This window comes from Flavobacterium sp. FlaQc-49, from assembly GCF_044005985.1.
GTDB lineage: Bacteria > Bacteroidota > Bacteroidia > Flavobacteriales > Flavobacteriaceae > Flavobacterium > Flavobacterium cupriresistens.
Window position 1 is genome coordinate 39,743 of sequence record NZ_JBIPCS010000007.1, and the last position, 13,773, is coordinate 53,515.

10 protein-coding genes are annotated in these 13,773 nt (G+C 36.5%); 4 read left to right on the top strand and 6 right to left on the bottom strand.

The features are described 5' to 3' along the window. Positions 1-88: 88 nt before the first annotated feature. The 5 genes from ACHRV3_RS14980 to ACHRV3_RS15000 all read right to left on the bottom strand — a co-directional run bounded on the left by ACHRV3_RS14980 (position 89) and on the right by ACHRV3_RS15000 (position 8,702). Complete coding sequence (locus tag ACHRV3_RS14980) at positions 89-4,591, bottom strand: PorP/SprF family type IX secretion system membrane protein (protein WP_395435249.1); 4,503 nt, start codon at positions 4,589-4,591, stop codon at positions 89-91. Position 4,592: 1 nt separating this feature from the next. After that, positions 4,593-6,062, bottom strand: a complete 1,470-nt coding sequence (sprC, locus tag ACHRV3_RS14985) for a gliding motility protein SprC (protein WP_395435250.1) — start codon at positions 6,060-6,062, stop codon at positions 4,593-4,595. Continuing rightward, the gene (locus ACHRV3_RS14990) at positions 6,059-6,475 is read right to left on the bottom strand and encodes a hypothetical protein (RefSeq protein ID WP_047774525.1); all 417 of its coding nucleotides are present in this window, start codon (positions 6,473-6,475) and stop codon (positions 6,059-6,061) included. The genes sprC and ACHRV3_RS14990 overlap by 4 nt, the downstream gene beginning before the upstream one ends. A gap of 105 nt (positions 6,476-6,580) precedes the next feature. Next, entirely contained in the window at positions 6,581-7,873 is a 1,293-nt protein-coding gene (locus ACHRV3_RS14995) for a hypothetical protein (RefSeq protein WP_047774527.1), read from the bottom strand. A 376-nt stretch (positions 7,874-8,249) separates the two neighbouring features. Then, positions 8,250-8,702 carry a hypothetical protein gene (locus ACHRV3_RS15000; RefSeq protein ID WP_047774529.1) on the bottom strand — a complete coding sequence of 151 codons (453 nt, stop codon included), beginning with the start codon at positions 8,700-8,702 and terminating at the stop codon, positions 8,250-8,252. Between the two features lie 437 nt (positions 8,703-9,139). Between ACHRV3_RS15000 and ACHRV3_RS15005 the strand changes: the two genes are divergently transcribed. The 4 genes from ACHRV3_RS15005 to recA all read left to right on the top strand — a co-directional run bounded on the left by ACHRV3_RS15005 (position 9,140) and on the right by recA (position 12,589). Continuing rightward, positions 9,140-10,288: an ATP-binding protein gene (locus ACHRV3_RS15005; protein ID WP_395435251.1), complete on the top strand. Its 1,149-nt coding sequence runs from the start codon at positions 9,140-9,142 to the stop codon at positions 10,286-10,288. A gap of 7 nt (positions 10,289-10,295) precedes the next feature. Continuing rightward, entirely contained in the window at positions 10,296-10,679 is a 384-nt protein-coding gene (locus ACHRV3_RS15010) for a hypothetical protein (protein WP_047774533.1), read from the top strand. Between the two features lie 249 nt (positions 10,680-10,928). Further along, positions 10,929-11,438, top strand: a complete 510-nt coding sequence (locus ACHRV3_RS15015; protein WP_230004023.1) for an acyl-CoA thioesterase — start codon at positions 10,929-10,931, stop codon at positions 11,436-11,438. A gap of 143 nt (positions 11,439-11,581) precedes the next feature. Next, on the top strand, positions 11,582-12,589 hold the full coding sequence (gene recA / locus ACHRV3_RS15020; protein WP_047774954.1) for a recombinase RecA: 1,008 nt from the start codon (positions 11,582-11,584) through the stop codon (positions 12,587-12,589). Between the two features lie 352 nt (positions 12,590-12,941). Here recA and ACHRV3_RS15025 read toward each other — a convergent pair whose 3' ends face one another. Beyond that, on the bottom strand, positions 12,942-13,688 hold the full coding sequence (locus tag ACHRV3_RS15025) for a lysophospholipid acyltransferase family protein (RefSeq protein WP_395435252.1): 747 nt from the start codon (positions 13,686-13,688) through the stop codon (positions 12,942-12,944). Positions 13,689-13,773 lie beyond the last annotated feature (85 nt).

A 13,773-nucleotide genomic window follows, 5' to 3' on the forward strand; every position in this document is an offset into this window, starting at 1 on the left:
CATTAGAGAATAAAAACAATTAGTATTTTAAAATTTTATTATTCAGACTCTTCCCAAAAATTAAGAAGGGTACAACTTTTTATTGATATTAATTTTCCACTTTAGCGATAACCATTTTCCCATTGTATGGTTTACTGCCTTTAGCTTCCAGTGCTTTTTGAGCATCTGATAATCCTTCGAATTTATCGTAATAAATGTAATATTTACTTGTTGTAACATTATAAAAGAAATTCACATTTGAAACTCCTGAAGCTACTGCTTTGGCAAGGAATTCATCTCTCTTCTCCACACTGCTGTGTACAGCAACAATTAAATAATACCCATTGTCAGAATTTTTAATATTCTTAATAATCTGCATGTTTGACTGATCTTCTCCAAAATCAAAATCACTTGCTGTTAGTGGTGTATTACTTAGTTTTGTTGTTTCTTTTATACGCTTAAGAGCAGCCAAATCCTGTTCATATCTTCCTTGATCATTTTCGTATGCAGCTCGTTTAATTCTACGTTTTTTCTCAATTTCAGTTTCTGCCTTAATACGTTCTAAATTGGCAAGTAAAGCTGCACTGTCTTGTTCCATTTTAAGCTGTGCTGCTTTCAACTGATTTATTTTCTCCAAATAAGCTTTGTTTAAAGCATCATTTTTATTTGGCACTTTTTTAAGTCTTTCGTTGTATAAATTCGTCAGTTTAGCAATCTCGTCTTTTTGTATTCTGTTTGCATCAGCCAATTGTGATTTTAAAGCTTCTAACTGACTGTTTTCAGCAGCAACACTTTTGAACGGTTTAGGCTCTTTGTAGATCCCTTTATCGCTTAAGTCATTCTCTTCTCTTAAGTCGTCCAAATCTTTTTGTTTGTTGGCTACCGTTGCATTAAACTGTTCCAATAAATCACTTTGTGTTTTTCCTGAAGCATCTAAAGACTGCGTTAAATTGTCAATCGCTCTTGCTGTATCATCTTTCGGTGCTGAAGCCGCTTTTGCTGCTGCTACTGCTGCTGCATCTGCCGCTAGTTTTGCTTGTAGCGCTACCGCATCAGCTTTGGCTTTGGCATCTGCTAATAATTTTGCTTCACGTGCTTCTTCAGCCAGTTTTAATTGTCTTGTTTCTTCTTCAGCTTGTAATTTTTCATTTGCTTCTGCATCCGCTTTAGCTCTGGCATCTGCTAATAACTTAGCTTGCGCTGCTTCCATATCTGCTTTAGCTTTAGCATCTGCTGCTAGTTTTGCCTGAAGTGCTTCTGCATCGGCTTTAGATTTGGCATCAGCTTCTAATTTCGCTTGTAATGCTTCTGCATCCGCTTTCGCTTTTGCGTCTGCTGCTAATTTCGCCTGAAGTGCTTCTGCATCCGCTTTCGCTTTAACATCGGCTGCTAATTTTGCTTGTAATGCTTCTGCATCGGCTTTCGCTTTTGCGTCTGCTGCTAATTTCGCCTGAAGTGCTTCTGCATCGGCTTTCGCTTTGGCATCGGCTGCTAATTTTGCTTGTAATGCTTCTGCATCAGCTTTCGCTTTAACATCGGCTGCTAATTTAGCCTGAAGTGCTTCTGCATCAGCTTTTGCTTTTGCGTCTGCTGCTAATTTTGCTTGTAACGCTTCTGCATCAGCTTTCGCTTTGGCATCGGCTGCTAACTTAGCTTGTAATGCTTCTGCATCAGCTTTCGCTTTGGCGTCTGCTGCTAACTTAGCTTGTAGTGCTTCTGCGTCAGCTTTCGCTTTTGCGTCTGCTGCTAACTTAGCTTGTAATGCTTCTGCATCGGCTTTCGCTTTGGCATCTGCTGCTAATTTTGCCTGGCGCTCTTCTTCTTCTAATTGTAATTTTTTAGCTTCTGCATCAGCTTGTGCTTTGGCAGTAGCTTCTGCATCCGCCTTAACTTTAGCATCTGCCAATAACTTAGCTTGTAATGCTTCCATATCCGCTTTCGCTTTGGCGTCAGCTGCTAGTTTTGCTTGTAGTGCTTCTGCATCTGCTTTTGCTTTTGCGTCAGCTGCTAATTTCGCTTGTAATGCTTCTGCATCGGCTTTCGCTTTGGCGTCAGCTGCTAATTTCACTTGTAATGCTTCTGCGTCGGCTTTGGCTTTTGCGTCAGCTGCTAATTTTGCTTGTAATGCTTCTGCATCTGCTTTGGCTTTTGCGTCAGCTGCTAATTTCGCTTGTAATGCTTCTGCATCAGCTTTGGCTTTTGCATCGGCTGCTAGTTTTGCTTGTAATGCTTCTGAATCAGCTTTGGCTTTTGCGTCTGCTGCTAATTTTGCTTGTAATGCTTCTGCGTCGGCTTTCGCTTTAGCATCGGCTGCTAGTTTAGCTTGTAATGCTTCTGCATCCGCTTTGGCTTTTGCATCGGCTGCTAGTTTTGCTTGTAATGCTTCTGCATCAGCTTTTGCTTTTGCATCGGCTGCTAGTTTAGCTTGTAATGCCTCTGCATCCGCTTTAACTTTTGCGTCAGCTGCTAATTTTGCTTGTAATGCTTCTGCGTCGGCTTTCGCTTTTGCATCGGCTGCTAATTTTATTTTCAATGCCTCTGCATCGGCTTTCGCTTTGGCGTCGGCTTCTAACTTAGCTTGTAATGCTTCTGCATCCGCTTTCACTTTAGCGTCTGCCGCTAATTTTGCTTGTAACGCTTCTGCGTCGGCTTTAGCCTTAGCATCTGCTGCTAATTTTATTTTCAATGCTTCAGCATCGGCTTTAGCTTTGGCGTCGGCTGCAAGTCTTGCTTGTAGTGCTTCTGCATCGGCTTTAACTTTTGCGTCAGCCGCTAATTTTTCTTTTAAGGCTGCTTCTTCGGCTGCTTTAGCTTTGGCATCAGCTGCCAATTTTGCTTTGTTTGCAGCATCAATGCTAGCTTTTGTTTTTGCAGCTGCTGCAGCTTTTGCTTTTGCATCTGCAGCAATTCTTGCCTGAAGTGCATCAGAATCAGCTTTGGCCTTAGCATCGGCAGCTAAGATGGACTGTAAATCCGCTTCTTCCGCTTTTGCTTTTGCATCAGTTTTACGTTTCGCTTCAGCTGCGTCAGCTTTGGCTTTAGTATCTGCTGCTAATTTTATTCTTAAAGCTTCAGCATCTGCTTTCGCTTTAGTATCTGCTGCTAGTCTAGCTTTTGCAGCAGCTTCCGCGTCTGCTTTAGATTTATCAGCCGCTAATTGTGCTTGTGTTTTTTGAGGTGTTACCGGTGTTGCTGTTTTAGCTTTAGCCGCTCCTTCTGCGTCAGCTTTTGCTTTTGCAGCTGCTAATCTTGCTTTCGCAACAGCCTCAGCATCTGCTCTCGATTTATCAGCCGCTAATTGTGCTGCTGTTCTTTGAGGTGCTGCTGGTTTAGCTACAGTTCTGGTTCCGGCAGTTTTTGCTCTTGCTTCAGCTACAGCATCGGCTTTGGCTTTGGCATCGGCTGCTAATCTTATTCTTAAAGCTTCTGCATCTGCTTTCGCTTTAGTATCTGCTGCTAGTCTTATTTTTGCGGCAGCTTCTGCATCTGCACGAACTTTTTCGGCTGCCGCAAGTCTTGCTTGCTGCGCTTCTGCATCTGTTTTAGCCTTCGTATCAGCTGCTAACTTCGCTTTTTCTGCACCACTCACTCTTGTTACCGGAGTTGTAGAAGCAGTAGTCTTTTTAGACGGTACCGGCTTTGATTGTGCAGGATCTATAAGAGAACCTTCTTCATCATCACCATAATAATAATTTCTGTTTTTAAATTTATAAGCAATAGCAAATTCATGAGAACCTCCTAAATTAGACAGATTACCCAATCCTCTTTCATAGTTATATTCAATAGCAATGCTTGGTGAAATATTAACACCAAGACCCGCTGAAACACCGTATAATGAATTATATCCTGCCTGTGCCCAAACTCCTTTTGGAATCGCCACCATAGCAAGTCCAGAAATGATAGTTTTATCTTGCTTGATTTCTGTTTTTAAGATTCCCGAAAATTTACTTCTGTCAAAAAAACCATAAGCATCAATATAACCGGTATACATAGCATGTAACTGAATGGCTCTTTCCGGATCTTCTTTAACTACTCCTGAACCAAAATTGTACAGCACTAAATTATTCACAGACAATCCAAAATCAAGGAATGCAGTACCATAATTAATCCCGGGATTGATCGTTAACATGGTATTTGAAGGATAATCTGCGTTTAAAACGTCCTGATCATCAGATACAATCTTTCCTTTATTCAAACTGCTTTGATAAATGCCCGCGTTTAAACCAAAAGTCAAATTGCTGTCTTCCTCCAAAACGATATTGTGAGCAAAGTTTCCAACTCCGCCAAACACTGTCATTAAACCATAGTTTTGTTGAAAAAGACTAAAAGCAAAAGCTTCATTTTCTCTAAAACGTCCCGAATAACCGAAAACATAGGTATTTGGGGCGTTCTCAAACTGAGTCCACTGTCTTTTGTTATAAAAACTTATATAAGCATTTTGCTCTCTAACAAAGCTAAATGCAGGGTTGATTAGGTATCTATTAAACTTTAAAGAATTTCTGATAGGTAACGAAAACGAAACAACTCCATTCTCAGGGACAGCTGTGTCCTGCGAATAGAGTACATTTGAAAAACCGTAAAATAAAGTTATGAATAGGTAAATTTTCTTCATATTATTTTATCACAGTTATTGATCCTTTTTTATCACCCGAGCTGGATTTAATGACGTAGTAATAGACAGGATTAACATTTTTAAAATCTTTTATAAACGAATTGAATTCGGGATCGTAATTACTTCCAACATCATCATACATTACTTCTCCGTTTGAACTCAAAATTGTAATTTTTGTATCAGGCGTTTTGTATACTTCCGGTACATTCCAATAAGGAGAACTACTACTTAGTTTCACAATATTTGGAACAACATTCGTTTTTGCATCTTCTTCAGAAGTAACTCTGAATGCAAATTCTTTAGAAGAAATACAGCCTGAAGACTGTGAAATTTTTGCTCTGTAGCTACCTCTTACCGCTATCTGATAGGTATCTGTGTTAGCACCATCAATAAGATTGTTGTTTAGATACCACTCGTAAGTTGGATTGGTCGCATCAGAAGTTATAGACACTTTTAAAGTTTCGCCTGCTTTAAGTTTATAGGTATCTGCAACATCAATACTGGCAGAAAAACTATTGCTTTTTAAGTCGATAGTTCCATTAGCCACACATCCTCCAAAATCTACTGCAACCGAATATAATCCGCTTTCATTTGCATTGATAGAACGTGTTGTTTGTCCTGCTAATACTTTACCATCTTTACTCCAAACATAACTGTTTCCTGAAGTAGCAGTCAAAACTGTACCCGCTCCGCTGGAACAAAAAGGATTCCCTAAACTTGAGGTTACTGAAACCGCTGAACCGGAACCTGATGACGAAACTGTCACACGATTTGAATACGATTCGGAGCTACAAGTTCCATAATTTGTTTCTACATAATAAACTCCCTCCGCAGTTACGCTGTAACTAGGACCGGTCGCAGCAGCGACTAAGGTCGGAGGCACAGAAACGCCATTATCTTTGTACCAGTTATAAGTTAAAAAATCATACTTTAAAGGAGATTCATTTAAAGGATCTGCTCGATCAGGATCAATCGTTAACAAATAACTTCCTCCCGCACAAAATGTAGCAGTTCCTTTAAAATTATTTATAGTATACTGATTGTCATGTGCTTTAAAATAAATTGGGAAAGCCGTTTTATGAGCAAACGAAGTGAATTTAGGACTTGCATAACCGGCAGTTGAAACTCTAAGACTATAAGTATCCGATCCCTTAAGGGTTGAAGGAACCGCAAATTTTATTGTTTTCTGAGTAGGAGTATCGTTTATAACAGGCAGAATTGTAGCAGCAGGAATTACCGTTACAAAATTATCGGTAGATAACTCAACTGTAAACTCTGTTCCTGCCGGAAACCCGCTATAGGTAAAAGTAGCATTATATTCATTGTGCACCGTACCCGCACAAATCCTATCAAAAGATAGTATTTCCGGATTTACAACTTTCGTTTGGGCAAACAAACTCAAGTTGGCACAGAATAACATGCCAAATAAAAGAAAAAATTTGGTAAAAATTAGAGTAGTTTTTTGAATCATATAGTGCGTGTTCTGGCTAAATCTATATCTTCAAAAAACAAAATGTTTATAAATGATTCTGAAAAATCATATCTGTAATTCTCAATAATATCTTTTGCAAGTACTGAATAAGTAGCAGCTATTGATGAATTCTCTTCACATTTAAAAGTAATTAGATTACACTCACCAGTTGTAGCAAGGCTATCCTTGGGGATGGATAGCCCTTCTATAAACTGATTAGAATCAGTATCTAATTGGCTGATACGTTGCTCAGCTATATCTTTGTTTTGGTCAAGCGTTGACGCTGTCTTTTTACATTTATTAAGTACAGAAAAAGTAGGTTCCTCTATTGTACTTTGTGCATATAGACTTAATGTCATAGGCAAAGCCAAAAATATAATACAAGTAAAATATTTTTTTATTGTTGGGGCCATTATATTATGATCTTTATTTGAGTCCGATTTAAGACGAATACATAAATTGTGTCTGGGGACTTAATTAATAAAATTTACGCTCTAAAATAAAAATCTATGTCTTATCTATCTGTTTCCGCTAGAAGCCGTAATCTTTCCTAATTGTAGTCTGAAATCAGGTTTCTTTGGGTTAAAGATGTCAATAAATGTCTCTTTGTTATCACTTTGTGAATACACGTTAAAGAATACGCTATTACCATACCAGCTCTCTAAATCTTCATTGTTAGAATTGTATTCTGTAAAGATATTTCCGTTACATAGGTTGAAATACATTTCTTCAAATCTGATTTTTTTAAGATTGGCATCATTAATCTCTGTTTTACTGTCTAATAATACAGCTGGATTAAATCCGGAGATCACGCTACGTTTCATTTCAAGTGATGCAGTTTCTGCAACATAAATAGCTTCTTTTACTAAACCAGACTGAATGTCAGCTTTAATATTTTCACTATCGTTAAGCATTGTAATATTCGAAGCAACTACTAAAGTAGGTTTTTTAGTAAAATCTGTTTCGCTTTTCTTATCGTATGTTCTAACCTCCATACAACGAGATCCGTCTTTTGTACTAGACAAATAAGAAGATCTGATTGCTAATGAGTTGTATAAACGACATTGAACTCCTTGTGTGAATTTAAAATCATCATTGATTGATTTATAAGAAACCAATTTAGTTGCATTTAAGTCTCCACCATAGAAAGCAAATGAATTACCACCTGAGTAGCTAACCATTACGTTTTCAATTATTGTTTTGTTTCCAACACCTGCAACAGTTAATCCGTTGAAAGAATCTAAACCTTTTACTTTTTTCCCTGCGAATTCGATTCTAACGAATCTTAAAATTCCTGAGTTACCGGCAACATTATCACCACCATAAGTAGTAAGAGTAGGATCAAGATCAAGGTTGTAAGAACCGGCGTTTCCGAATTTATTAATTGGAGAATCACCAAGAATTACAAGTCCTCCCCAATCACCAGCTTTTTTCTGGCTACGGTTTGAAGTAAATACAATAGGATCAGTTTCTAATCCGTCTGCAATAATTGATGCACCTTTTGTAACTACCAATGTTCCTTTAGTTTCGAAATCACCAATGATTAACGTACCAGGTTCAATAGTTAAAACAGCATTATTAGTAACATAAACGTTTCCTTGTAAAACATAAACATTCCTTTTCATCAATTTTGTATTAACAGAAATGTTTCCTGCTAAAATTTGATTTGCTTCTCCATAGTCTACTTTGTTAGGCTTAAATTCGGTCCAGTTATTCAACCAATTGTTGTAGCCCATAATTCCTTTCTCTTGCTGAGCACTCATACTGGTTACTGTCAAAAGGATGCAGATGATTTGAGTAATTTTTTTCATGATAAGGGGGTATTACGGTTAATAATAAATTTGGGTATGCGTATGCGTAATATGATAAAAACTCATCTCGAATTATCTGATCGTAATCAGGATGCTTCGAGAACGAGTTGTTATTTGTACTTCTACTTTTAAAATTTTATGAAACTCTAACAGATCAAAGATTTACATTGTTTTATCGCTCGCTTAGAATAAGAGCTTCAAGCACACTGTTTTACAGTACTTTAACACTTCTTTTTCTCTTTACAAATGAACTTAAAAAATCAATACATAGCTTATACAAACAAACAACTAAGTTGTTATAGTTTATACTCGTCACCATATTAATCATTTAACAAGTAAAATACTTTGACAAAAAGGTTTCAGAAATTTTAAAATATTACATTTCGTTCAATTCGTTGAACTCATGTAAAGACTTTAATGTGCTTTCGTAAAATAAAATGGCTGCGATTAGATTTCCTTTATCAGAATATGGCATCATTTTTCTTTGGAATTCAACTGTAGTGTCCAAAAACGTAGCAGTTCCAGTTGCCTGAGAATCCAATACTTTTTTGTGCTCACTGTCGTCCGGAATACCTAAGTCTGCCATCGTAACACCTGGTTTAGTCACCAATGCAATGTAAGGGAGAGTTTTAACTAGTACTTTAATACGCTCGATATACAGTTCCAAAAGTTCACCTTTTTGCATACCACTCAATTCTTTTTGATCGTGATACTTGCGAATAAGCGCTGTTGTACTGATTATACTTCTAGGAGCATTCTTAGCCTGGGCAGAAATTGCTCCAGTTGTCATTAAACAAAATAAACTTAAAAAAATAATTTTCCCTTTCATAGATTCTTATTAAAATTGGTTGTTGATGAAAACAAAAATATGTAAATTATGTTAAAACGCAACTTTAATATTTTCTTTTTTGAAAAATTAAGCTTTTAGATCCTCCGAAAAACTGCCGTATGTCGAGAAAATATGCGTTTTAGCGAGTTTTTTGTTAATTTTGTTAAAATATATATTTGTAGGAATTGACTTTATATATGGTCTTCTTTACGCATTATTGTAGGTAAAAAAAAGATATGTTTTAAATATTTTTATAAAAACTATTAACAAAAAACCATTAATATCTCACCAAATCACACCCAGTACTTACCCAAGACGAGCCAAAAAAAATAAACAATTTAACAAAACGCTGCCTGTTAAAAATAAAAAAACAGAAACATAATTAATCTTTAATTCCGAAAATTTTTGACTACATCATTTTCTTCTATCTTTGCTACATGCAATTTTCTCAAATTTTAGGTCAAGATTACATCAAAAGTCACTTGATACAAAGTGCATCTTCCGGAAGAATTCCGCACGCACAATTATTTGTCGGGCCAGAAGGAAGTGGTACGCTATCAACTGCTATTGCTTACGCGCAATATATTTTATGTAACAATACGGGCACTGAAAACTCAAACGGAAATGATTCCTGTAATCTCAAATTCCAAAACCTTTCACATCCCGATCTCCATTTTATTTATCCAACCGTCACCACCGAAGATGTAAAAACGAAACCCAAAAGTTTAGATTTTATTCAGGACTGGCGCTCCTTTATACAAGAAATGCCTTACGGAGGTTTATTCGATTGGTATAAAATTTTGGGTGTTCAAAACAAACAAGGGGAAATCAGAGTAGAAGACGCACAGGAAGTTTTGAAATCACTTGCCTTAAAATCGTACGAAGGCGGTTATAAAATTATGATTATCTGGATGGCCGATAAAATGAATATCGCTGCTTCAAATAAATTATTAAAACTTCTCGAAGAGCCTTCAGATAAAACTATTTTTATACTGATCTCTGAAAATGAAGAAGATATCATTCAAACGATCCGGTCTCGTTGCCAGGTGATTCATTTTAACGGATTACCCGAAAAGGTAATCGCTGAAGCCTTGGTTGCTAAAGAAAATATCGATTCAAATTTAGCTTTAAAAATCGCACATCAGGCACAGGGAAATTTTAGTAAAGCACTTTCTATACTCAAAGAAGATGACTCGGAATATCCTTTTGAACAATGGTTTGTCAATTGGGTTCGTGCTGCTTTCAGAGCAAAAGGTAATGCCGCTGCCATTCAGGATTTAATTTCCTGGAGCGAAGAAATAGCCGCTCTTGGACGTGAAAGTCAGAAGAAATTTATCCAGTACTGTATCGAAATGTTCCGACAAGCTCTTTTGCTTAATTATCAGGCAACAAGCCTCGTTTACATTGAGCCGAAAGTAGATAAATTTAAACTCGAAAATTTTGCTCCATTTGTTAACGGAAACAACATACATGACATTTTTAAAGAACTTTCGGAGGCGATGTATCACATTGAACGGAATGGAAATGCAAAAATAATTTTAACAGATCTATCTATAAAACTCACACGTTTAATTCACAAAAAATAATTTGCTAATGAACAATACTGCCACAATTTTACTGTTGGTTTTTCTGGCCTTAACTTTTTTGCAATCCGGTTATGAAAAAGTTTTCTACTGGAAGGATAATGTTTCCTGGTTGAAGGAGCATTTTTCCAAAACAATCTTAAAAAATCAAGTACCACTAGCCCTCTTTCACCTTTTAATTTTAGAATTAATTTCGGGAATTTTATGCGTGGTTGGTGTCATACAGTTGCTTACAGACAGCGGTCGTGAATTTGGTTTCTACGGCGCAATTTTCTCTTGTATTTGTTTGTTAATGATGCTCTTCGGTCAACGATTAGCCAAAGATTACGATGGTGCAAGAACCATTGTTATCTATTTTATTCCGGCAGTTATGGCGGTTTACTGGCTGAATTAAATCTGTCAAATCCTATTTTACATAATGTTTAAATTAGGTAAAATAAAGCATCAAATCTAAGAAAGCTCATTTATGCACTTTGACAAAAGTTGCTAACCTCGCTCAACTATGAGGAAAAAAAGCCACAGATTAATGGATTAAAATGATTAAATAATCTGTGTAAATCCTTTTAATTCAGTGGCAAAAAAAAAACAATTAGTGCCAATTCGTGAAATTCGTGGCAAAAAAATAAATTTTTACATTAAAAAAATGAAATCAAAACATCCTGCAGAATCTCTAACTATTTTAACCGATTTAGTTTTACCAAGTGAAACAAATCCTTTGAATAACCTTTTTGGTGGTGAACTTTTGGCCCGAATGGACCGTGCGGCAAGTATCGCAGCCCGAAGACATTCGCGTCGAATTGTAGTAACAGCTTCTGTAAATCACGTTGCTTTTAACAGAGCTATTTCTTTAGGCAGCGTTGTTACCGTTGAAGCAAAAGTATCCCGTTCTTTCAAAAGTTCTATGGAAGTTTTTATAGACGTTTGGGTAGAAGACCGCGAATCTGGAAACAGAACAAAAGCCAACGAAGCCATTTACACCTTTGTTGCAGTTGATGATACCGGCAGACCGGTTGAAGTTCCTGCGATCGAACCTGAAACGGAACTAGAAAAACAGCGTTATGATGCTGCTTTACGTCGTAAACAACTGAGTTTGTTGCTTGCCGGTAAAATAAAAGCTGAGGAAGCTACAGAACTAAAAGCATTGTTTTTATAGCAATAAAACAACGTTGTAACTTCAAAAAAAAGAAGTATTTTTACAAAATTACAAGCCCTTTCAAATCTAAATCAAGACGTTATTTCCGATTTTGATTGGCTTTGAAAAAGAAAAAAATTATAACAATTTAGATGAAAGAAAAGATGAGTTCAGACAAAGAGGCCAAATTAAAAGCGCTACAACTTACGCTTGACAAACTTGATAAAACTTACGGAAAAGGAACCGTAATGAAAATGGGCGACAAAGCCATTGTAGAGGTAGAAACTATTTCTTCCGGCTCTCTTGGTGTTGATTTAGCTCTTGGGGTAAATGGTTACCCAAGAGGAAGGATCATTGAAATTTACGGGCCAGAATCGTCCGGTAAAACCACACTTACCTTACACGCGATTGCCGAAGCTCAAAAAGCGGGCGGAATTGCTGCTTTTATAGATGCTGAGCATGCTTTTGACAGAAATTATGCTGAAAAATTAGGCGTTGACATCGAAAACTTAATTATTTCTCAACCGGATAATGGAGAACAAGCTTTAGAAATTGCAGAAAACCTGATTCGTTCAGGAGCAATTGATATTGTGGTAATTGACTCGGTTGCAGCCTTGACCCCAAAAAGTGAAATTGAAGGAGAAATGGGAGATTCAAAAATGGGTCTTCACGCTCGTTTAATGTCTCAGGCCTTAAGAAAATTAACCGGAACGATCAGCAAAACAAACTGTACGGTTTTCTTCATCAACCAGTTGAGAGAGAAAATTGGTGTAATGTTCGGAAATCCGGAAACTACAACAGGTGGTAACGCCCTAAAATTCTACGCTTCGGTACGTATTGATATTCGTCGTTCTTCACAAATTAAAGACGGAGAAAATGTAATCGGAAACAGAACCAAAGTAAAAATCGTTAAAAATAAAGTAGCTCCACCTTTCAAAACTGCCGAATTTGACATCATGTATGGCGAAGGGGTTTCAAAAACAGGAGAAATTTTAGATTTAGCTGTTGAATTTGAGATCGTTAAAAAAGCAGGATCATGGTTCAGCTATGGTGATACTAAATTAGGTCAGGGACGTGATGCCGTTAAGTCTTTAATTAAAGATAATCCGGAACTAGCTGACGAATTAGAAGCAAAAATTAAAGCGCACATTAAAGAATTAGCTAACGCATAAAACGTTACAAATCTGATTGTTGCAGATTCTTATACTATAAACCCGACCGTTCTAAAAGCGGTCGGGTTTTTTATTTTGAAAAAAAAGAAAAAAAATCTACTTCTTGACGCAACCATTTTCCTTTTTGTTCATCTAATCATTATCATGTGACTTTTGTTAAAAGTTAAAAATCTAATTACCAAGGTTATCTCCTTTAAAACAATTAAGGAAAAAACTAAAAAGCAATTGATTTTGATTCAGATAAAAGTATTGATAAAATAAGATTTTGAATATAAAAGGGGTTTTAAATTCAAAAGAAAACCCGGCATGATTCATACTCAATGCCGGGTTTAATATTTAATTCTTTTTACTTTTACTTTAGGCTCTTAAATTCCAGTAATTTATTGTAAATCACCTGTCTGACCTGATCTCTCAGCTCTTTTCTGTTCTCGCCTGTAAGTCCTTTAGTTTCAATAAATGATAATATCTTACCTCTCATTTTACCGGGACTTCCGCTTAAAAAAGTATACGAAAATCGTTCTTTATTATCCGCAAAAACAATCGGAACAATTGGAATTTGATGCTCTATCGCCAATCTAAACGCCCCATCCTTAAACTCGTCCAGTAAAATCGATTCATCATCTGGAACTCCGCCTTCCGGAAAAATACAGATGCTTAATCCCTGATTTAGACGATCCTGAGCTCGTTTGAAAACATCATTTTTACTCTTCGATGAATTTCTGTCTACCAAAATACAAGTTCTTTTATAGAAAAATCCGAACAACGGAATCTTTACAAGCTCCTTTTTTCCAACAAAAACAAATGGATTTTTTATAATGGCCAGCATTAACATAATGTCTGTCATTGAAGTGTGATTAGCCACAATCATATAACTTTTGCCTCTTTCAAGCTTTTGTTCCCGTTTGATTTTGTAATAGAATCCCATTCCGTAGAGGATGAATTTCGCCCAAATTCGCGCCATTCTGAAAAAATACGGATAACCACTTTCGGTTATAATGGAAGCCAGTAAAAACGGCAACATAATCAATATCGGGATGGCCATTAAAATATAAAACCAAATGCGCCAAATGACCCAAAAAACAATTTTTATTCCTTTCATGGTTTCAAAAGTAATAAATCGAAGGTGATTTATTATAAAAGAATTTATTTTCGTAAAAACTTTGCCAACTTTACGCCAAAGAACA